The 21,334-nt window shown below is 34.8% G+C and carries 18 protein-coding genes; 8 read left to right on the forward strand and 10 right to left on the reverse strand.

What is annotated here, in order from left to right; all coding sequences use genetic code 11:
* Positions 1–95 precede the first annotated feature (95 nt).
* The 4 genes from EQG68_RS02075 to rlmB all read left to right on the forward strand — a co-directional run bounded on the left by EQG68_RS02075 (position 96) and on the right by rlmB (position 6,732).
* A complete protein-coding gene (locus tag EQG68_RS02075; RefSeq protein ID WP_129463125.1) occupies positions 96–3,287 on the forward strand; it encodes a SusC/RagA family TonB-linked outer membrane protein in 3,192 nt (1,063 codons plus the stop codon).
* A gap of 11 nt (positions 3,288–3,298) precedes the next feature.
* A complete protein-coding gene (locus tag EQG68_RS02080; protein ID WP_129463126.1) occupies positions 3,299–4,954 on the forward strand; it encodes a SusD/RagB family nutrient-binding outer membrane lipoprotein in 1,656 nt (551 codons plus the stop codon).
* Between the two features lie 8 nt (positions 4,955–4,962).
* Positions 4,963–5,934, forward strand: a complete 972-nt coding sequence (locus EQG68_RS02085) for a hypothetical protein (protein WP_129463127.1) — start codon at positions 4,963–4,965, stop codon at positions 5,932–5,934.
* 63 nt (positions 5,935–5,997) lie between these two features.
* Positions 5,998–6,732, forward strand: coding sequence for a 23S rRNA (guanosine(2251)-2'-O)-methyltransferase RlmB (gene rlmB, locus EQG68_RS02090; protein ID WP_129463128.1), 735 nt, complete (start codon positions 5,998–6,000; stop codon positions 6,730–6,732).
* Positions 6,733–6,737: 5 nt separating this feature from the next.
* Here rlmB and EQG68_RS02095 read toward each other — a convergent pair whose 3' ends face one another.
* Positions 6,738–7,493, reverse strand: a complete 756-nt coding sequence (locus EQG68_RS02095) for a rhomboid family intramembrane serine protease (RefSeq protein ID WP_129463129.1) — start codon at positions 7,491–7,493, stop codon at positions 6,738–6,740.
* Positions 7,494–7,567: 74 nt separating this feature from the next.
* Here EQG68_RS02095 and EQG68_RS02100 point away from each other — a divergent pair, with 74 nt between their 5' ends.
* Positions 7,568–8,845 (forward strand): replication-associated recombination protein A, encoded by a 1,278-nt coding sequence (locus tag EQG68_RS02100; protein WP_129463130.1) that lies wholly within the window; start codon positions 7,568–7,570, stop codon positions 8,843–8,845.
* On the opposite strand, the gene EQG68_RS02105 is transcribed toward EQG68_RS02100, so the two are convergent.
* From EQG68_RS02105 to radC, 7 genes are all read right to left on the reverse strand, one after another.
* Entirely contained in the window at positions 8,842–9,579 is a 738-nt protein-coding gene (locus EQG68_RS02105; RefSeq protein WP_129463131.1) for a hypothetical protein, read from the reverse strand. The genes EQG68_RS02100 and EQG68_RS02105 overlap by 4 nt on opposite strands.
* A gap of 17 nt (positions 9,580–9,596) precedes the next feature.
* Complete coding sequence (locus EQG68_RS02110; RefSeq protein ID WP_129463132.1) at positions 9,597–10,289, reverse strand: YjjG family noncanonical pyrimidine nucleotidase; 693 nt, start codon at positions 10,287–10,289, stop codon at positions 9,597–9,599.
* Between the two features lie 136 nt (positions 10,290–10,425).
* A complete protein-coding gene (locus EQG68_RS02115; protein WP_246011610.1) occupies positions 10,426–10,998 on the reverse strand; it encodes a hypothetical protein in 573 nt (190 codons plus the stop codon).
* The gene (locus EQG68_RS02120; RefSeq protein WP_129463133.1) at positions 10,991–12,367 is read right to left on the reverse strand and encodes an ABC transporter permease; all 1,377 of its coding nucleotides are present in this window, start codon (positions 12,365–12,367) and stop codon (positions 10,991–10,993) included. Before EQG68_RS02120 ends, EQG68_RS02115 begins: the two co-directional genes overlap by 8 nt.
* Positions 12,368–12,997 (reverse strand): ABC transporter ATP-binding protein, encoded by a 630-nt coding sequence (locus EQG68_RS02125; protein WP_129463134.1) that lies wholly within the window; start codon positions 12,995–12,997, stop codon positions 12,368–12,370.
* 71 nt (positions 12,998–13,068) lie between these two features.
* On the reverse strand, positions 13,069–13,629 hold the full coding sequence (locus tag EQG68_RS02130) for a PepSY-associated TM helix domain-containing protein (RefSeq protein WP_129463135.1): 561 nt from the start codon (positions 13,627–13,629) through the stop codon (positions 13,069–13,071).
* Between the two features lie 15 nt (positions 13,630–13,644).
* Entirely contained in the window at positions 13,645–14,340 is a 696-nt protein-coding gene (gene radC, locus EQG68_RS02135) for a RadC family protein (RefSeq protein ID WP_129463136.1), read from the reverse strand.
* Between the two features lie 97 nt (positions 14,341–14,437).
* Between radC and EQG68_RS02140 the strand changes: the two genes are divergently transcribed.
* From EQG68_RS02140 to EQG68_RS02150, 3 genes are all read left to right on the forward strand, one after another.
* Entirely contained in the window at positions 14,438–15,172 is a 735-nt protein-coding gene (locus EQG68_RS02140; RefSeq protein WP_129463137.1) for an outer membrane lipoprotein-sorting protein, read from the forward strand.
* Positions 15,173–15,241: 69 nt separating this feature from the next.
* Positions 15,242–18,322, forward strand: a complete 3,081-nt coding sequence (locus tag EQG68_RS02145) for a WD40/YVTN/BNR-like repeat-containing protein (RefSeq protein WP_129463138.1) — start codon at positions 15,242–15,244, stop codon at positions 18,320–18,322.
* A 101-nt stretch (positions 18,323–18,423) separates the two neighbouring features.
* Complete coding sequence (locus tag EQG68_RS02150) at positions 18,424–19,002, forward strand: DUF1287 domain-containing protein (RefSeq protein WP_129463139.1); 579 nt, start codon at positions 18,424–18,426, stop codon at positions 19,000–19,002.
* Between the two features lie 91 nt (positions 19,003–19,093).
* Here EQG68_RS02150 and EQG68_RS02155 read toward each other — a convergent pair whose 3' ends face one another.
* Positions 19,094–20,449: a UDP-N-acetylmuramate--L-alanine ligase gene (locus tag EQG68_RS02155; RefSeq protein ID WP_129463140.1), complete on the reverse strand. Its 1,356-nt coding sequence runs from the start codon at positions 20,447–20,449 to the stop codon at positions 19,094–19,096.
* A 66-nt stretch (positions 20,450–20,515) separates the two neighbouring features.
* A complete protein-coding gene (locus EQG68_RS02160) occupies positions 20,516–21,202 on the reverse strand; it encodes a tetratricopeptide repeat protein (RefSeq protein ID WP_129463141.1) in 687 nt (228 codons plus the stop codon).
* Between the last annotated feature and the right edge of the window lie 132 nt (positions 21,203–21,334).

Below are 21,334 nucleotides of genomic sequence, written 5' to 3' on the forward strand. Positions count from 1 at the left end.
ATGTATTGATTATTTATGAACATTTTAACAAAAATACTTGTTTGTTTAACATTAATTTATGATTTTTGAAATAACTAACTCAAATTATAAAATTAATGAAACCAAAGAAAAAATTAAAATTAGTTTTTCTGCTAATTTTTCTTGTACAGCTCAGTTTTGGACAAGAAATTACGGTTACAGGAAATGTAACTGACGAAAGCGGACTTCCACTACCCGGTGTTAGTGTTTTTGTAAAAAACACTACAAATGGTACTGAAACCAACTTTGACGGCAATTTTAGCATTAACACGAAAGCAGGTGAAATACTTGTTTTTAGTTATGTTGGCATGTTAAAACAAGAAATTGTTGCCAGTAATAAGAAACTCAATGTAAAAATGACTGAGGATACTGAGGTGCTTGAAGGCGTTGTTGTAACAGCTCTTGGGATAAAAAGAGAAAAACAAGCCGTCGGTTATGCCATTAGTGAGGTTAAATCGGAAGCACTTGAACAACGTTCAGAAGGTGATATTGGGCGGGTCTTAAATGGTAAAGCCTCGGGAGTTTTAATCAATCAAACTAGTGGTTTATCCGGCTCCGGAACAAACATTGTAATTAGAGGATTAAATAGTATAACCGGTTCCAATCAACCGCTATTTATTGTTGATGGAGTACAATTTAGTAGTGACACCAATACTAATGGCGATTTTGTGGATGGAAATAGTGGATCTAGCCGATTTTTAGATTTAGACCCAAACAATATTGAAAGCGTAAATGTTTTAAAAGGATTAGCTGCAGCCACTTTATATGGAAGTCTAGGTAGAAATGGAGTCATTTTAATTACAACCAAAAGTAGTAGCACAAATAAAGGCCCTAAAAAAAATGAAGTAACCATTACACAATCTTACTTTAACAATGAAATTGCTTCACTTCCTGATTATCAAAATAAATTTGGTAATGGTTTTGATCAATCATACGGACTTTTCTTCAGTAACTGGGGACCGGGATTTTATCAAGATGGACTTGGGGGATGGGGTGACCCGAATTCAGGTATTGCCTCTGATGCAACTATAGCTCATCCCTATGACAGAGCTTCATTAGCTGATGCTTTTCCTGAATTTTCAGGAGCTAGATTACCATGGAAACCTTATGACAACGTGAAAGATTTTTTCAGAACCGGTCATGTCTCTAATACTTCTGTAAACTTTAGTGGAACTTCTGATGATGGAAAAGTTTCATATAATGCCAACTATGGGCATTTAAATGATATTGGTTTTACTCCGGGGAATGAATTAACCAGAAACAATATTGGAATTGGAGGTCGAGCTATCCTTTCAAACAAATTCACAATAAGTGGTACATTTAATTATTCCAGAACAGATTTTATAACTCCGCCAGTAGCCGCTAGTCAGGGCTCGGGAGTTGTAGGTGATGGTTCTTCAATTTTTGGTGATGTTTTCTACACACCTAGAAGTATTGACTTGATGGGAATGCCATTTCAAAATCCATTAACAGGTGGGTCTGTATATTACAGAAGTGATAATGGTATTCAAAATCCAAGATGGACAGCGGCTAATTCCTATTCAAAACAAATTACCAATCGTGTATTTGGGAATACTGCCATACAATACAGCTTTAATGAAAATTTAAATTTGATTTACAGAGTTGGATTAGACTTTTACACAGAAAGAAACGAAGTAGCACAAAACAGAGGAGGTGTAACCGGAAATCCGCTTGGTTCATATCGTACATTTGATAATAACAGAACTATTTGGGACCACAACTTAGTTTTGAATGGAGATTACGATTTAACTGAAAAAATTGGAATGACATTTAACCTTGGTGCAACTTCAAATAGAAGAACATACGATAGACAAGGTGTTAATAGTGAAAACCAATTGGTTTTTGGGGTGCTAAGACATTTCAACTTTACAGAACAATCACCAATTCAATTTTATGAAGAACAAAATATTATTGGATTATATGGTCAAGCTGAAATAGATTACAATAATTATGTATATCTTACACTTGCAGGTAGAAATGATTGGGTTTCAAACTTAATAAATAATTCTATTTTCTATCCTAGTGCCAGTTTATCATTTATTCCAACCAAGGCTTTTAATGGAATAACTTCTGATAATGGATTAAACTTTTTAAAATTAAGAGCTGGTTATGGAACTTCTGCGGGATTTCCAGAAGGATATCCTACCTCTAGTATTTTAAGATTAAATTCTAGAACTTTCTTGAACGGTTCTGAACCTGTACCTGGTATTACTTCTGCAACAGAATTGGGGAATCCGGATTTAAAACCGGAACGTTATGATGAAGTGGAAATAGGGTTTGAAACAAAATTCCTAAAAAATCGAGTTTCTTTAGATGTGTCTTATTATAACAGAAATACTAAAAACTTAATTACTGACAGACCTCTACCAGCTTCAACTGGTTTCTTGTTTACACAAACAAATATTGGTCGTGTACAAGGAACTGGATATGAAATTGACTTAGGTATAGATTTAGTTAAAAATGATAATTCGGGAGGTTTTAATTGGTCAATTAACGGAAACTTTACCCAAAACGAAACAGAAGTTAAAGAGCTTACGAGTGATTCTCAAATTATTGTTTACTCCGGTTTCACAAATTTAGGAAATGCGGCTATTGTTGGTCAACCACTTGGAGTAATCGTAGGAAATGCAATTCAACGTGATGAAAATGGAAACTATGTGGTGAATAGTATAGGAAATTATATTGAAGATCCAAACTTATCAGTTTTAGGTGACCCTAATCCGGATTGGGTTTTAAACGTTGGAAACACTATTAAATACAAAAATTTTAATTTTAATTTCTTAATTAGTTATGTTCATGGAGGCGATATTTATTCAGAAACTATTGCAACTTTATTAGGTAGAGGATTGACAACAGATACTGAAAACCGATTAAATACATTTATTTTACCCGGTGTTAATGAAAGTGGCGGGGTAAACGATTTTCAAATCAATGCTTCAGGTTATTATTTTGATAATTTGTTTTCTGGTCCTGATGAAATGAGAATTTTTGATGCATCGGTAATTAGACTTCAAGAAATTTCATTAGGCTATGAAATTCCTAAAAAATGGTTAGAAAAAACATTTTTTGGAGGTTTAAGTTTTACTTTATCTGGAAACAACTTATGGTATGAAGCCATCAACACACCAAAAGGTGTAAATTTTGACCCGAACGTAGCCGGAACCGGAGTTGGTAACGGTAGAGGTTTTGATTACTTAAATGGCCCAAGTTCACGCAGATATGGATTTAGTGTAAAAGCTTCTTTTTAAAAAAATATAATATGAAAAAAATAATAAAAATTTCAAGTGCAATTCTGGCTGTATTTACACTTTTAATAAGTTGTGAAAGTACAGAATTGGATATCATAGATAACCCAAATGGTTTGTCTCCTGAACAATCAGATCCTAACTTTTTGCTTAATGCAGTTCAACTGAATTTTGCAGATGTAGTTCAACGCTACGGTACGACAGCAGGAGAAGTTAGTCGCATTCATTACATGTTTGGCAGAAATTATTTTGCTGCCTATGACCCTTCTTCTTTTGACACAAGATGGGAAGATACTTATCAAGGAACTATTAAAAACATTAGACTTTTAAATCAAGTGACTGTAGACAATGGCTTAACGAAACATACAGGAATGGGACAGGTTTTCGAAGCCTATTTAATGGTAACATTAGTCGACTTTTTTGGAGATGTTCCATATAGTGAAGCGTTTGATATTACAAATTTAAATCCCGCAACTGATTCTGGAGAATCAATATATAATAATGCATTAGGATTATTAGACCAAGCCATTGTAAATTTTGAAACAGATGCACCGGCTGAACCAACCTTTGATTTTTATTATCAAAAAGATTGGTCAAAATGGATTAAACTAGCGAATTCATTAAAACTTAAAATCTATATGCAAAGAAGATTAGTCGATCCTTCCGCAATTTCATCTTTTGAAAGCATAATTGCAGAAGGAAATTATATGACAAATGTTGAGGATGACTTCCAATTCACTTGGGGAACAAACAACACCAATCCAGATACAAGACATCCAATCTATGCGGCAAACTATACGCCTACAGGCGCAGCAGGAGCAAGTGGATATATGTCTAATTGGTTGATGAATCAAATGAAAAACACCAAAAGTGTTGTAGACCCAAGAATGCGATTCTACTTTTATAGACAAGTGAGCGATGTTCCAGTAAGTGAACAGGACTTACGTTGTACAGTTGAACCGATACCAGCTCATTATGCTGCCGGCAATCATGTTTATTGTAGAATTGAAAATAATGAAGGATACTGGGGAAGAGATCATGGAAATGATGAAGGTTTACCTCCTGATGGAACAAAGAAAACAGCTTATGGTCTATACCCGGTTGGTGGAAGATTTGATGATAATTCTTTTGAACAAACTGATTTAAATTTAGGTGCTAAAGGAAATGGAATAACACCAATATTTTTAAGTTCTACCGTTGATTTTCTTAGAGCTGAAGCTGCTTTATTTGGTGGCTCTGGTGACGCAAAATCGTTTGTATTAGCCGGGGTACAAAAATCTATTTCGAAAGTTAGGGCTTTTATTTCTAGAGATATAGACGCAAATACTTCCTTTGTACCAGGTCCAACTGTTGATGTAGCTTATTTAAATGAAGTGGGCACTTTAATGGATAATGCTGTAGGGAATGAACAAAAATTGAATGTTATTGCTAAAGAATTCTTTGTAACTTTGTTTGGAAACGGAATTGATGGTTATAATTTCTATAGAAGAACAGGTGCTCCTACAGACATTCAGCCAAATATTGATCCTAATCCGGGAGATTACATTCGTTCGTTTTTCTATCCCGCTAGTGAAGCAAACACAAATACAAATGTGACACAAAAAGATAATGTAACAACCAGAGTTTTCTGGGATACTAATCCAACTACTGGATTTCCGGTAGGTAACTAAAAAATAAAATGAAAAATAAAGTATTAAAAATAAGTGTTGTTGGGTTACTGACATTCTTTATCGGATGTAGTGATAGTGATAACTCAATAGATGGTATTCTAGACGAAACCACTAGTGGTGCCGTGCTACGAACAATTGATTTGGTGAGCAGTGAAATTGCTCTTGGAGATGATGATGCCGCTTTTACAGTAATTCTTGAAGCACAAGATCGATTAAACGGTGGATTAATGGAAAAAGTCGAAGTGTATGCCAGTTTTAAAGATAATACCGATGACGGTATTGATTATGGTGTAGAAGAAACATTTCTTTACGATTTATTACCAAGTGATTTTGCAACCGGACCAATCGGATTACCCAGAATAACTGTAAATATTTCTCTTGCACAATTACTTCAAGCCTTAAGTGTTCAAGATGGTGAGTTTAATGGTGGAGATCAATTTGAAGTTCGCTTCAAATATTTAACAACAGATGGAAGAACTTTTAGTTGGGAAAACTCAAGTGCGAACATAGTAGGAGGAGCATATTATCGATCTCCTTTCCGATATAATGTTAATGTAACCTGTCCATTTGAATCTAGTTTAGCTGGTACGCATAGTTATGTAACAACCAATATGTCAATTCCAGGTTCAAGTCCTTGTGGAGGAACAGTAAGTGGAACTGTTACATGGTTTGATACAGATGAAGACGGTAATCCATTACCTGAGGGAACCTACAGAATAACCGACTATTCCTTTGGTCTTTTCGAATCATCTTGCTGGTTTGATGATCCTGCCTATGACGATGGTGCAGCTGTAAAATGGTTTTGTAAAAATCTTTTAACACTAGGCTCTGATCAATATGGAGAAACTTGGACTTATGAAATTGTAAGTGTAAATGGAGCTCAAATGACTATTAATTTTGCTAGTACCTACAACGAAACCGGAACAACTGTTTTAACGCGTGAAGGAAACGAACCCTGGCCGGCAATTTTCCAAGATTAAAAAACTATTGTTTTTATTTATAAACCACTCCTTTAAAGAGTGGTTTTTTTATACCTTTACCTCATGGAAAAAGACAATCAAATTTTTGGAATTAGAGCGATCATCGAAGCCATTCAAGCAGGGAAAGAAATCGATAAAGTGTTCTTGCAAAAAGACATTCAAGGCGACTTGATGCGTGAATTAATGAAAGTGATGAAATCACACAAAGTGAATTTTACTTATGTTCCTCTTGAAAAATTAAACCGTCTTACATCCAAAAATCATCAAGGTGCCGTGGCAACAATTGCACCGGTAAACTTTTATGATTTAGAAAATTTAATTTCCAATGTATTGGAAAGTGGAAAGACTCCCCTTTTTTTAATTTTAGACCAATTGTCAGATGCCCGTAATTTTGGTGCCATCATCCGAACAGCAGAATGCACCGGCGTTGACGGAATCATTATTGGTAAACAAGGTGCTGCTCCCGTGAACGGAGACACCGTAAAGACAAGTGCCGGTGCCGTTTTCAATGTACCGATTTGTAAAGTGGAACACATTAAAGATGCCATTTTTTACCTGCAAGGTTCCGGAATCAAAACGATTGCCGCTACCGAAAAAACGGATGATTCAATTTATGATTTAGCATTAAATGAACCTTTGGCAATCATTTTGGGAAGTGAAGACCGCGGCATCAATCCCTCTGTTTTGAAAATTGTAGATGAAAAAGCGAAACTACCTATGTTTGGAACCATTGCTTCGTTGAATGTTTCTGTGGCTTGTGGAGCTTTTTTGTATGAAGTGGTAAGACAAAGAAGATAATTTATTTACTCCTTTTCATTCTCAGGTTTAAATTCATAAAACACATTTTCATCAATCTTGAAAAAAGAATAATCTACCTCTAATTCTTCAGGTTTTGGTGTGTTGACGAAATTTCCTTGCTCATCAAAGTGTTTCATGAACGGATCATTTTCGGGATTGAAATCAGGTTTTTCCCATTCATATCGAATTGGCTTTTTGTATTTTTCGGCTTTATATAAAAGTGAAAATAAAAATCCGGTGATGAATCCGGCCAAATGACCTTCCCATGAAATTCCGTTTTCAACTTCCGGAAAAATGTACCAGACCATTCCTCCATAAAGCATCACAATTACTAATGACAAAGCAACTAGTCGATAATACTGGGTTTGAATTCCTTTGAAAAAGATGAAACTGACCAAAACATAAATCAGTCCACTCGCACCTATATGATAACTCTCTCTTCCTATCATCCACGTCCCAATTCCGGAAAATAAAATCCCAAATACTAAAACTTGGAGTGAAACTTCACGGTAGAAATACCTCAAAACGGCTATTAAAAACAACAGTGGAATCGAATTATTATACAAATGTTTGATGTCTCCATGCAAAAAAGGACTCAAAATTATACCTTTCAATCCGTTTACTGTTCTGGGCAAAATTCCATAACTGCTTAAATCAATTTTAAACCTGACTTCTACCCAAAAAACAATCCACAAAGCCAATACAAAAAACAAGGGCCATGCGATGACGGAAGTTGAAAAAATAAAGGAGTTTTGTTTCATAGTTATACTTATTATCAAAAACACATCCAAAACGAAAATAGTGCTTTTTTGTCAGAAATGAGTATTTTTACACCATGGAAGCACCACTTGCCGAACGCATCCGGCCACAGAATTTATCGGAATACATTAGTCAATTGCACTTGGTTGGCGAACAAGGTTCGTTGACGCATCAAATTGCGAAAGGAATCATTCCGAGTTTAATTTTGTGGGGACCACCTGGCACCGGAAAAACGACCTTGGCACAAATTATGGCTCAGGAAAGTAAACGTCCATTTTTTACGTTAAGTGCCATTAATTCGGGGGTAAAAGACATTCGCGAAGTGATAGACAAAGCCAAAACAAGCGGAGGGTTATTCACTGCCAAAAACCCAATTTTGTTTATTGATGAGATTCATCGCTTTAGCAAATCTCAACAAGATTCTTTATTAGCCGCTGTTGAAAAAGGATGGATTACGTTGATTGGTGCCACCACAGAAAATCCGAGTTTTGAAGTGATTCCGGCATTATTGTCAAGATGTCAGGTATATGTGCTAAATGCTTTCTCAAAAGACGATTTAGAACAATTGTTACACCGAGCGATTGAACAAGACGAGATTTTAAAAACAAAAAACATCACCTTAACGGAAACCGAAGCCCTACTCCGGCTTTCCGGTGGTGACGGAAGAAAATTGCTGAATATTTTCGAATTAATCGTGAATGCAACGGAAGAAGATGCCATTGAAATCACGAATGAAAAAGTGATGCAATTGGTTCAAAAGAACACCGTTTTATATGACAAAACAGGTGAACAACATTATGATATTGTTTCTGCCTTTATCAAATCTATCCGCGGAAGCGATCCAAATGGAGCGGTGTATTGGTTAGCTCGCATGATTGAAGGTGGAGAAGATGTAAAATTCATTGCCCGAAGAATGCTCATTTTAGCTAGTGAAGACATTGGTAATGCAAATCCAACTGCGTTGATCATGGCAAACAATACCTTTCAGGCAGTAACCACCATCGGCTATCCCGAAAGTAGAATTTTATTAAGTCAATGTGCGATTTATTTGGCGACATCTGCCAAAAGTAACGCGAGTTATTTAGCCATTGGAAAAGCCCAACAAATCGTCAAACAGACCGGCGATTTACCTGTTCCATTACACTTGCGAAATGCTCCAACCAAATTGATGAAAGAATTAGGTTATGGTGATGAATATAAAAATGCTCACGATTTTGAAAATAATTTTGTGGAACAGGAATTTTTACCAAACGAAATTCAGAATACTTCATTTTATGAGCCTGGTAATAATGCTCGTGAAAAAGAGTTACGGAATTTTTTAAAAAATAGGTGGAAGGATAAATATGGATATTAAAACTTAATTTCTATTTTTTCTGAAACCACTTTTTCATTTTCTTGGTATTCAAAAAACCAATTCCCATCTTTTAATGAAACAACACCATTTTGATTGCCTTTTTGAGCTAAGAACATTGTTGGACTATCTGTTTTGAATAATTTAAACACTACTTTTGGAGTGGAATCCACCAATTGAAATCCGTTTGAAGTTGGCTGAGCAAATAATAATTTTGAATAATCAGATGTTTCAAAAACCGGTTCAGGAACAGTTGAAATAGGTTTTTCAGCAGTTGAAAAAGATATTGGAGTTTGATCTACAACTTTGGCACCATTGTATTTATAATTTAAATCAAACAAAAAAGTAAATGCATTTTGTAATGCCTCTTGATAAGCCTTTTTATATTCTTTTTCTTTTGTTTTACCGTCTGGACTTTGATAAATAATTTTACCAAAACAATCTTTAAAAACAACATTTAATTTTGTCCAAAACAAATGTTTCCCTTTTACTAAATCAACATTAAGCACTGCACAACGGTTATCACCAACTTCTTTGGGAATATCTGAATTTTCATAAAACGCAAAAAATCCCATTTTTTCCAAATTAAACTTTGTTATGGTGTTTAACCTGTATTGGTTTTCCGTATCAAAATCGGCAAATCTTGTGGGAACCATTACATATTGATAATCATTTAAGTTTTGAGCAACTAGTTGAAAAGCACCCAATATTAAAAATATAAAAACAAATTTTTTCATCTTCAAAATAAATAAAGTTAAAGATAATTCTTTAAGTGTAATAAATTATTTACTTGCGGAAAATTATTTTCAACCGGAATATTAAATTCGTTAAAGAAAATAGCGTCCATTCCGACATTTAATGCACCTTCAATGTCAGCTTCCCAACTATCACCGATCATCACTGATTTTTCCTTATTTGTTTTGGCTAGTTGTAAAGCGTGATTAAAAATAATCGGATTTGGTTTTTTAACACCCGCACTTTCAGAATTAGTGATTGTTTTGAAATACTTTAAGAGGTTAGAATTTCTCATTTTACCATCTTGTACAGACTGAAAACCATTTGTGATGATATGTAAATTATAATTAGGATATAAATAGTCTAATATTTCTGTAGCACCATCATACAAATGATTAAATTTTGGTAAATATTGAATATATTCCTGAGAAAGTAAATGAATAAGATCATCCTTCACAGATTTATTCATTAAATCAAAAACCTCTCTTAAACGTTGGTAACGAAGTTCTTCTTGAGAAATTTTTTCTTCACGATACAATTTCCAAAACTTCAAATTTGTAGGAATATAATACTCCAAGAAATGTTCTAAGTCCAATTCTAACTCATGCTTTTTAAAAATCGTTTCAAATGCTAACGCAGAATTTTTTTCAAAATCCCATAAGGTGTGATCTAAATCGAAAAAAATGTCGGATTTATGTTGAAAGGGTTTCATCTTGTGGTAATTGTGAAAGGTTTATCAATACTATTATTCAACTTCGTAGGAGATTGCTTCGCCAGTTCGCTAAAGCTCGTGTCCTATTTCGACTTCGTCATCTTTCGGAATGACAAAAAAACGAAAAAACTAAGTTTTATTTTCCGCCTTTCACAATCACGGCATTTTCAATGTGATAAATCCAATCGTTCACATCATTATCATTGTAACGAAATGTTCCCTCTAAAGTAACATATTGATCTGTTTTTAGTTTTGGAGTAGCTCCTTTAAACTTGATTCCCATGATGGTTTCCGGACCGGCTTGACCACAGAAAAAACAAGAAGCAAAAACATTTTTACTCAACGCATAAGACACATTATCAATCGGAATAATAAAACCACTCATCACGATTTTCTTTTTATTTTTTGATTTTAATTCAGAGTTGATGATTGGAAACATTACTCCGTCTGGATAATCTTTGTCCGGTTTTTTGATGTATTTAATTATCCCTAACAACTTCCAAGATAAAGTATCGGGTTTTACTTGCGTGAATAAATCGTCTTCAACAAAATCAACTTTTGTGTCAATGGAAGAAATAAATCCTGCTTTTTGAATCGGAATTTCTTCAGTAGAGGTAGTATTAGTAAAAGGATAGTTAACTTCTAATGAAGAATCCAGCACAATAATAACTCCGAATAATAGGATAAAAACTATATATATTTTACGCATTAGCTAATGTTTTTGAGATATTTAATCGATAAGCCTTCACTGCAGGAATTACTGCAGCTAAAACGCCCACAAAGATAGTAACCAAAAATAAAATTCCTTCTTTTTCCCAAATTATTGTCATTGGATTGAAAGCCATTTTAAATTGTTTATCGGTTGTACTTGAAATCATTACTAAAGCTAATCTCCCAAAAAGTGTACCAAAGAAAAAGCCTACTACACAAAGCAATAAACTTTCAAACAAAACCAACCCTAACATTTGAATTCGCGATGCACCGGATACCCGCAACAAGGCAAATTCATATTTTCGTTCTTTTAATCGATTGTACAGGGCAATGAAAATACTAATGCCTGAAATCAACATAATTCCGTAGGCTAAATACTGTAAAGCTTGTAATCCAATACCAAACAATGAAAACAATCTGTTGATTTCAATAGCGGGTAAAGCTGCTTGCATTTTTGTATTTTGAGCTATCATTCTTGGCCAAGAAATGATACCCATTTTGTTTTTAAATTTCACTAAAACTGCTGTAATTTCTTTGGCTTCGTCGTGTTCGTGATCGTGTTCATCACCTTCTTCATGCACGTGGCCTTCTTCGCCGTGAGCGGGATTTTCTGAAACTTCATGGTCGTGGTCATGATTACAGTTTTCATCGTGCACATGCTCATGGTCATGTTCGTCTCCTTCAACATGAATGTGACCTTCTTCGCCGTGGGGTGGATTTTCGTCTTCCGAATGAGCTTCTCCCCCATGATCGTGACCGGAATGCATTTCCCAAACGCTTTCTACCGTGCACAAAATTAAATTGTCAATTACTTTTCCGGTTGGCGAGGCAATTCCAACAACCACATATGCATATTCCTCATGGACATGGCCTTCTTCGGCATCACCGTGTGTTCCAAAAAATTTATCTCCAAGTTTGATGTTTAGTTTTTTGGCAATTTCACTTCCGATTACCACTTCAAAATTCTTTTCAAACACTTTGCCTTCGGAAATGGTTGCTGTATATTTTTTGATATAATCAGGCGTTGTCCCTACAATTTTAAATCCGCGGTAATTATCACCAAAAGCTAACGGAATAGCTGTATCAACAAACGGATGTTTCATCCAAACTTCGGCTTCTTTGTAATCAATATTTCCGGTTGGAGCATCAACCTGATAGACGGAAGAGAGTATCAATTGTAACGGACTTCCTTGTGCACCCAAAACCAAATCAACTCCATCAATATTACTTGAAAATTGTTTTTCAAATTGTTCTTGCAATAAAATCAATAATGAAATTATCGCCACCGAAGCGGTTAACAAAACCAAACTCAACACGGTATTCAAAGGCTTAAACCAAAGGTTTTTCCAAGCTAATTTTGCTATCATTTAGTTTAAGTTTAATTGGTTAGAAAATTTATCTTTTAATCGTTGGTCGTGTGTCACAATTATCAACGATGCTTTGTATTCTTTGGATAAATGAGCTAATAAATCAGCTACTTTTGCTGCATTTTCATCATCTAAACTTGAAGTAGGTTCATCGGCTAGAAGTAATTTAGGTTGGTTGATTAATGCTCTGGCAATGGAAACTCTTTGTTGTTGCCCAACACTTAAATTGGAAGGTAATTTATACATCTGATCTTCTAAATCCAATTCCTTTAATAATGTTTTTGCTTTCTCAGTTGCCTTTTTTCCTGTAGCTAACCAGGATGCCAAAACTACATTTTCAAGCACATTTAATGAAGCCACAAAATGTGATTGTTGCAAAACTAAACCAATATTTTTTCCGCGAAAGCGATCTAATTCTTTTTCAGATAAAGAAGAAATGTTAGTGTCTTGAATAGAAATAGTTCCCGATTTTGGTCGTAATAATCCACCCAAAAGGTGTAATAGGGTGGTTTTCCCTTTTCCTGAATTTCCGGTGATTAATAATGCTTGTGATTCATTATTTTTAATATTAGGAAAAGAAAAATGAGTAGTTTCGTTAAATGAGAAAGTTAAATTTTCTGTATAAATCATTCCTTTTTAATTAGATTCGAAAGATACTGATAATTTAAAAAACGAGTTGTTAATCAATTCTAAAAAATAGCCTAAGATTTTCGCATTCTTTTGGGTCCGTACCAAAGCCAAAATCCGGTGATGGAGAAAAGCATCAAAGCCAAACTCATCACGATAGTGTAAATCAATTTAAAAACGCCCGATTCAAGTCCTAAATAATAATCAACAATTGAACCATCGTGAATTTTTTCAATGACATCGGAACGTCTCAAATCAATCTGTAACAAACTACCGGTAGCACCATCAAGTTGCACCTCATAAAAATTAGATTTAAAAGTAAACTTCACCATTCCTTTATCAGGTCGAACATCTATTCTGTCAATTTCTGATGGATTGGATTCTTTTAAATACTCAGTTATAAACCGATTTGCATTATTTTGTAAACTATCTAAAGGAAGAAAATCACTCAATTCTGCTGAAGTTCCTTTTTTTGATTCGGGTAAAATCATTCCGCCGCTGTGCTTTTTTATTCCCAGAAAAAATCCTGAAACAGCAACAATGAAGAAAAACATGAACAAAAAAGCTCCGGTGGTACGATGTACTTTTCTGAAAATTCTAAGTGTTTTAGCTTGATTTTTTCTGGACTGAGGCACTTTTACTTTCTTAAATTATAATATTCCTTGATCGGCAAAACTGTAATATCCATTTTCAGTAATAATCACATGATCCAAAAGATGCATATCCAATTGTTTTGCTGCTAATTTTACTTTTTGTGTTAATTCAATATCCGAATCGCTGGCTAATAATTTCCCGGACGGATGATTATGCGACAACACGATTGACAGGGCATTGTGTTCCAAAGCCATTTTTAAAACTAATCGAACATCCACCACTGTTCCGGTAATTCCACCTTTGCTCAATTGTGCTTTATGGATGATTTTGTTTGCATTATTCAAATACAAAACCCAAAATTCTTCATGTGGTAATTCGCCAATAATGGGTTGCATGACATCAAAAATTACTCTACTTGAATTTATTTTTACTAATTCTTGCACCTCTTCCAATCTTCGTCTTCTGCCTAGTTCAGTAGCTGCGATGATAGAAATTGCTTTTGCTTTACCAATTCCTTTAAATTCTGTGAGTTGCTTAAGTGATAATTTTCCTAAAATATTTAAATTGTTTTGCACTTGAGCCAAAATGCGTTTGCTTAAATCAACCGCACTTTCATTTCTGTTGCCGGAACCAATGATAATGGCTAAAAGTTCAGCATCACTGAGTGCTGATTTTCCTTTAAGCATTAACTTCTCTCTGGGCTTATCGTCTTCTGCCCAATATTTTATTGAAAAAGGGTTGTTTTGTTCCATTCTGTATGGCTTTTAAAAATTATTAGTGCAAATAAAGTTTTTTTTGTAACATAATTACTAATTTTAAGACTTATTTTAAAAACTAAAAATTTTAACAATGAAAAAATTAGGAATCGCATTCGGAATTATGCTCTTTGTTTTTGGTGGTTTTACAACTCATGCACAAACAGCTGATGAAATAATTAACACTTATATTACAAATATTGGTGGTGCCGATAAATTTAGAAGTTTGACCGGAACAAAAATGGAAATGAATGTAAACTACCAAGGAATGGAAATTCCGGTGGAACTTGTTCAATTGAAAGGTGGAAAAATGTATTTGAAAATTAATTTTCAAGGACAAGAAATTACTCAAATGGCATTTGACGGCACCACGGCATGGTCAACCAATTTTATGACAATGAAAGCAGAAAAAATGGAGTCTGAAATGGTGGAAAACATCAAACAAGAAGCCGGAGATTATCCTGATCCATTAATTGATTACAAATCAAAAGGGTACACAGCAGAATACCTAGGGAAAGAAACCAAAGAAGGAACTGAGTGTTACAAAATAAAACTTACCAAAAAACCACAAATGGTTGATGGGCAAAAAGTGGACAACATCGTTTTCTACTATTTTGATACTGAAAATAATGTTCCGATTTTAACCGAAGCTGAAATTAAATCAGGTCCGATGAAAGGACAAATGTCAACTACAACCATGAGCGATTACCAAGAAGTAGAAGGAATGTACTTTCCTTTTTCAATGAACCAAGGTGGTCAACCCATGAAAATTAAAAAAGTAACCTTGAATCCAACGGTTGACCCAAGTGCTTTTACATTCAAAGAATAATTCAATCACAATCATACAAAATCCCCTTATTAATTTTAGTACGGGGATTTTTTTTAACCAAGCGAACATATGAAAAACATTCTCAAATTATTTTTAACAGTTGGTTTGATTTCGTACTTACCATCACAAGCTCAGGAAGAAATTATTCTGAAAGGAAAAGAATTGTTTGGTGATTTATCCGCCAGACAAATTGGACCGGCTATCATGAGTGGTAGAATTTCGGATATTGCCAATCATCCCACCAACAACAAAATTATTTACATCGGAGCTGCCGGTGGTGGCGTTTGGAAAAGTTCCGATGGAGGAGCTTCTTTCTCTCCTATTTTTGACAAACACATACAATCCATCGGTTGCGTAACCGTTGACCCGAATAATCCGGACAATACAATTTGGGTGGGAACCGGAGAACCTTGGACCAGAAATAGTGTTTCCATTGGCGATGGAATTTACAAATCTACTGATGGTGGTTTGAATTGGAACAATATGGGTTTACCCAAATCCGATCGTATCACCTCCATTATTGTTGACCCCAGAAATAGCGATGTGGTATGGGCAGGCGTTTTAGGAGCTCTTTGGGGTGATAGCGAAGATCGCGGAATTTATAAAACTACCGATGGTGGAAAAACCTGGAACAAAACATTTTATGTTGACCAAACCACCGGTTGTGCCGATTTGGTTATTGACCCATCAAATCCTGACATTATGTATGCCAGTTTTTGGGAATTCAGAAGAACGGCTTGGTCATTCAATTCGGGAGGCAACAATTCTGCCTTATACAAAACAATTGATGGCGGAAAAACGTGGAATAAAATTCACAATGGCTTTCCAAAAGGTCAGTTAGGGAGAATTGCGATAGGTGTTGCTCCTTCCAATTCGCAAATTTTATATGCAGTTTTAGAGACGGAACAAGACAAAGACAAAGGTTTATATCGTTCGGATGATTCCGGTGCGACATGGAAACATTTGAACAGTGATTTTGAATTGGTTGTTCGTCCTTTTTATTTTTCAAGAATTACGATTGATCCACGAAATCCTGATATTCTATATAAAGGTGGATTAAGAGGTTCGATTAGTCGTGATGGTGGAAAAACATTCAAACCGCTAGGTAATATGCACGCTGACATTCATGATATTACGGTTGATTTGCATGACAGCAACCGAATATATGTAGCAACAGATGGTGGTTTGTACAGAAGTTGGGATTCTGGAAACACCTTAGATATTGTTAAGAATTTGCCACTTTCACAATATTATCATTTGAGTTTGGACAATGAAGAACCGTATAATATTTATGGTGGATTACAAGATAACGGTTCATGGTATGGTCCAAGCAAGAGCGATGGAGGAATCGAAGCTCGCGATTGGCATAGCGTTGGTTACGGTGACGGTTTCCGTGTTTTGAAACATCCCACCAAAAAAATTATCTACAGTGAAATGCAAGGGGCCGAAAATATTTGGCGATATAATTTAGAGACTAAAGAACTCAAAACGATTCAACCACTTGCTGTAAAAGGCGACCCGAAATTACGTTTTAATTGGAATACACCAATTGTAACCGGAATTCATAATCCGGACAGAATTTATGCCGGTAGTCAATTTGTGCATGTTTCGGATGATATGGGACAAACTTGGCGGAAAATTTCAGGCGATTTGACAACCAATGATCCAACTAAAACCAATACTGAAAAATCAGGCGGTTTATCTGTGGATAATTCGGGTGCTGAAAACCATTGTACCATTTTTACCATTGCTGAATCACCATTAAACAAAGAAATTATTTGGGCCGGAACCGATGACGGAAATGTTCAAATTACAAAAGATGGTGGAAAAACATGGTCAAATGTTACGGCCAACTTAAAAGGTTTACCCAAAAACACGTGGTGTTATCATATTGAAGCCAGCGTTTTTAATGAAGGAACTGCTTATGCTGTTTTTGATGGTCATTCTAAAAATGATTATGCAACTTATGTATATAAAACTTCTGATTTTGGAAAAACGTGGACATCCATCGCAACTGCCGATATTGATGGTTTTGCCAGAAACATACAAGAAGATTACAAAAATCCGAACCTCTTGTTTTTAGGTACAGAAAAAGGACTTTACATTACTGTTGATGGCGGAAAAAATTGGTCGAAATTTGAAAATAATATGCCGGCTGTGGCTATTCATTACCTTGATTTACATTCCAAAACGAATGATTTGGTGATGGCTACACACGGAAGAGGAATTATTATTTTGGATGATGTGAGTCCGCTTCGTCAAATTACTCCAGAAATTTTGAAAAAAGATGTTCATTTCTTCGAGATGAAACCGTTCGCCATTGAAGAGCAATCCAGTTTTGGAGGAACAGCTTCTGAATTAGAGTTTGTTGGTCCAAACCCAAATACAGCAGCTCAAATTGTTTATTATTTGAAAAAGCGTCATACGTTTGGTAAGATGGAAATGGAAATTCAAGATTTAAACGGTCATAAAATTGCTTCATTAATTCCTGGAAAACAAAAAGGTATTAACATTGTTACTTGGAATTTCAACACCAAAAATCCTAAAATAGCAACAGCCAAAACATTAAGTTATGGAGGATTTACTTCACCAAGAGTTCCCGAAGGCACTTACAAAGTTGTTTTAACAAAAGGAAATGATACGTATACACAAGAATTTAAAGTGGTTAACGATCCTAAAAGTGTTATTTCAGCTGCGGAGAGAAAAAAACAAGCCGAAACTACAAAAATGCTTTTTGATAAAAATGAAGAGTTAGCTTATATGGTTTATGAGTTGGATGAAATGATTGCTTTGAATAAAAAAATCATGGAAAAAGATGCCAAATCAGCAAAATCAAACGGTAAAATTGATTCAGAATTTAATTCTTTAAAAAACACAATGGTTGTAACTACAGGCGACATGTATGTAGGTGCCGCTGAACCGCAATTACGTGAAAAATTAAGTGCTATTTACGCAACAGTTGCTTCACAATTTGATGCTCCATCACCTTCACAAATTGCCAATATTGAGAATATCATGGATCAATTCAATACCGCAAAAAGCGGATTTTCAGATTTAAAATCAAAATATAAAAACAAATTAGTAGGTCAAGCAACCAAACTTCAAATTCCATTTGCTTTAAAATCATTTGAAGAATATTTAAAAGAATAATTTTATAAATTCATTTTTCAAAAAATGCTTCTTTGCAAAAAGAGGCATTTTTTTTGTACTAAATTGTAAGTGTATTTCGTTATCAATAAAATTTAATTTGTATGAAATTCAATCTGTCCATTTTCCTTTTTCTTCTATTACCAATAAATCAGCAGACATTTTCTTTAAAATTATCCAATGCGGCTTTAGAATTGACAAAAGACAAAGTGACTTATGATCCTTCTTATGTTGGTATTAAATACCCAAACGGTGATGTGCCCAAAGACAAAGGTGTTTGTACGGATGTGATTATTCGAGCCTATCGGAAATTAGGAATCGATTTGCAAAAGGAAGTACACGAAGATTTAAAGGCCAATTTCTCCAAATACCCAAACTTAAAAAAATGGGGGCTAAAAAAACCGGACACGAATATCGATCACCGCCGAGTTCCTAACTTGGAAGTATTTTTTGAACGGAAAGGTGAAAAATTAGTAGTAACTCAAAACCCTTCCGATTACAAAACAGGCGACTTAGTTACTTGGATGATTAACGATAAACTTCCGCACATTGGAATTGTTACACACAAAAAATCATCCGATGGCAAACGCAATTTAATTGTACACAATGTGGGTGGTGGACAAGTTTTGGAGGATTGTTTGTTTAGTTGGAGGATTGTGGGGCATTTTCGTTATGGAGGATAATGTGGAAATGTGCCAATTAGTCAATATGTCAATTAATACTGTTAATTAACCATCATTGACTAATTGACTAATTGTCTAATTGACTAATTGTCTAATTGACTAATTGCTTCACCTCCTCAAAATCCAACCCGCCATAATTTCCGGAACTCATCAACAATAAAGCAGAATTATCCAAATCAGTTGAAAATAAAAAGTCTTTAAATTCGGTTGGATTGGTATAAATAATTAAATCATTTCGTTTGAACGATTGTGCGATTTGAACGTAGGTTACTTCTTCCAATTGTTTGATTTTAACCGCATCAGGTGAATAAAAAACTACAGCAACATCGGCGGCATCCAAAGCTCCTTCGTATTCTTTTAGAAATTCAGCATTTAAACTGCTGTAGGTATGTAACTCTAAACACGCTACTAATTTTCTATCCGGATATTGATTTTTAACCGCTTTGGTTGTGGCTGAAACTTTACTAGGCGAATGAGCGAAATCTTTATACGCAACTTTTCCTTTTCCCTCAGCGATTTTTTCTAAGCGTTTTGATGCTCCTTTAAAACTGGGAATGGCTTCGTAAAAATCAGCTTCATCTACCCCCATATTTTGGCAAATCCATTTGGCTCCGGCAAGGTTGTTCAAATTATGAGCACCAAATACTTCAATCGGCATTGGTCCTTCCGGAGTTTCTAAATAAGTTGTTCCATTTTCAACGGAATAATTTGGCGTTTGATACGGTAATCTTCGGATGGTGTTGGTGGTTTCTTCGGCTACTCTTTTTACCGTTTCATCTTCTTCATTGTACACCAAAATACCACCTTTAGTAATTTGATTGACAAAAATTTCAAATTGTTCTACATAATTTTCAAAGGTTGGAAACACATTAATATGATCCCAAGCAATTCCGGAAAGTAATGCAATATTGGGTTGATACAAATGAAATTTTGGTCTTCTATCAATCGGAGAAGACAAATACTCATCCCCTTCCAAAACGATAAAATCATTTTTTTCAGTGAGATGCACCATTGTATCAAAACCTTCCAATTGTGCACCTACCATGTAATCCACTTCAATATTATGATAATGCATGACGTGCAAAATCATCGAAGTAATGGTCGTCTTTCCGTGTGAACCACCAATTACTACGCGGGTTTTATTTTTAGACTGTTCGTATAAAAATTCAGGATAAGAATAAATTTTCAAACCCAATTCTTTTGCTTTCAACAATTCAGGATTATCAGCTTTAGCATGCATTCCGAGGATAATCGCCTCAATATCTGCTGTGATTTTTTCAGGAAACCAACCCATTTCGTTCGGCAATAGTCCGAATTTTGCTAAACGTGATTTGGAAGGTTCAAAAATAGCATCGTCACTACCGGTAACGTGATATCCTTTGTGATGTAAAGCAAGTGCTAAATTGTGCATGGCGGCTCCGCCGATGGCGATAAAGTGGGTTCTCATTTTTTGTTGTCTGTTGTCGGTTGTCTGTTATCTGTTAACGGATAACCGACAACAGATAACGGTTCACTATTTTTCAAATTTCTTTTTTAACTCTATTGCTTTTTGGGGTTGTTTTAATTTGTTTAGGTACAAATCGTATAATTTTTGAAAAGTTGTTTTAGAATTTCCAATTTCATGTGCTTTTTTAAAATTCGCTTCCGCTTTTGCATATCGTTTAAAGTATTCATCAATATGTCCTTTGGCTAAAAAGCCATCCACTTTTGACAAATTCATCAACTCATCGGCATACTTTTGAGCTTTCGTTTCGCTACCGCCTACAATTCCGGGTAATTCGATATATAGCATTACGAGTGCCCACCGGGATTCGATATGTTTTGCATCGAGTTTTACTGCGGCTAAAAAAGATTGTTCAATTTCATCTATCATTCCTAAAGCTTTGAATTTGTTAGATTCTTTGGCTTTCATTCCCAATGCTCCACCATATTTATAATGAAAATTTGCATTTTTTGGAAATTGAAATTTTATCTTTTTGTAATACAAAATGGCTTCGTCCCAATTTTTTTCTTTTCCCGCTATATCGCCTAAATACTCTAACGTTTTGGTATGGTTTGGATTTGATTTCAAGTAATTTTCAAACAAAATTTTTGCATCCTCAAATTTTTGCTTTTGAAACAATTGCTCAGCTTTTTCAAAATCTGAATTGGACATCAATTGAAAGGATAAGAATAAAAAAATAAGTTTAAATGCCGTCATTAATTTAATTTGATATCAAAAATAAGGAAATGTTTTTGCGTTTCCATTTAGTTGTACAAATTTTAAGTATTTTAGTAATTATTTTTTTGTCAAATCCAACCTTTGAAGCCTTTTTTTACTCTATTTAAGAAA

Source organism: Flavobacterium piscinae (genome assembly GCF_004122145.1).
GTDB classification, from domain to species: Bacteria; Bacteroidota; Bacteroidia; order Flavobacteriales; family Flavobacteriaceae; genus Flavobacterium; species Flavobacterium piscinae.

Excerpts from the sequence above, each read along its gene's own strand:
- EQG68_RS02080 (WP_129463126.1), top strand. The coding sequence starts at position 3,299 with ATGAAAAAAATAATAAAAATTTCAAGTGCAATTCTGGCTGTATTTACA.
- EQG68_RS02145 (WP_129463138.1), top strand. The coding sequence starts at position 15,242 with ATGAAAAACATTCTCAAATTATTTTTAACAGTTGGTTTGATTTCGTAC.
- EQG68_RS02110 (WP_129463132.1), bottom strand. The coding sequence starts at position 10,289 with ATGAAACCCTTTCAACATAAATCCGACATTTTTTTCGATTTAGATCAC.
- radC (WP_129463136.1), bottom strand. The coding sequence starts at position 14,340 with ATGGAACAAAACAACCCTTTTTCAATAAAATATTGGGCAGAAGACGAT.
- EQG68_RS02125 (WP_129463134.1), bottom strand. The coding sequence starts at position 12,997 with ATGATTTATACAGAAAATTTAACTTTCTCATTTAACGAAACTACTCAT.
- EQG68_RS02120 (WP_129463133.1), bottom strand. The coding sequence starts at position 12,367 with ATGATAGCAAAATTAGCTTGGAAAAACCTTTGGTTTAAGCCTTTGAAT.
- EQG68_RS02140 (WP_129463137.1), top strand. The coding sequence starts at position 14,438 with ATGAAAAAATTAGGAATCGCATTCGGAATTATGCTCTTTGTTTTTGGT.
- EQG68_RS02100 (WP_129463130.1), top strand. The coding sequence starts at position 7,568 with ATGGAAGCACCACTTGCCGAACGCATCCGGCCACAGAATTTATCGGAA.
- EQG68_RS02150 (WP_129463139.1), top strand. The coding sequence starts at position 18,424 with ATGAAATTCAATCTGTCCATTTTCCTTTTTCTTCTATTACCAATAAAT.
- EQG68_RS02075 (WP_129463125.1), top strand. The coding sequence starts at position 96 with ATGAAACCAAAGAAAAAATTAAAATTAGTTTTTCTGCTAATTTTTCTT.
- EQG68_RS02160 (WP_129463141.1), bottom strand. The coding sequence starts at position 21,202 with ATGACGGCATTTAAACTTATTTTTTTATTCTTATCCTTTCAATTGATG.
- EQG68_RS02155 (WP_129463140.1), bottom strand. The coding sequence starts at position 20,449 with ATGAGAACCCACTTTATCGCCATCGGCGGAGCCGCCATGCACAATTTA.
- EQG68_RS02115 (WP_246011610.1), bottom strand. The coding sequence starts at position 10,998 with ATGCGTAAAATATATATAGTTTTTATCCTATTATTCGGAGTTATTATT.
- rlmB (WP_129463128.1), top strand. The coding sequence starts at position 5,998 with ATGGAAAAAGACAATCAAATTTTTGGAATTAGAGCGATCATCGAAGCC.
- EQG68_RS02095 (WP_129463129.1), bottom strand. The coding sequence starts at position 7,493 with ATGAAACAAAACTCCTTTATTTTTTCAACTTCCGTCATCGCATGGCCC.
- EQG68_RS02105 (WP_129463131.1), bottom strand. The coding sequence starts at position 9,579 with ATGAAAAAATTTGTTTTTATATTTTTAATATTGGGTGCTTTTCAACTA.
- EQG68_RS02085 (WP_129463127.1), top strand. The coding sequence starts at position 4,963 with ATGAAAAATAAAGTATTAAAAATAAGTGTTGTTGGGTTACTGACATTC.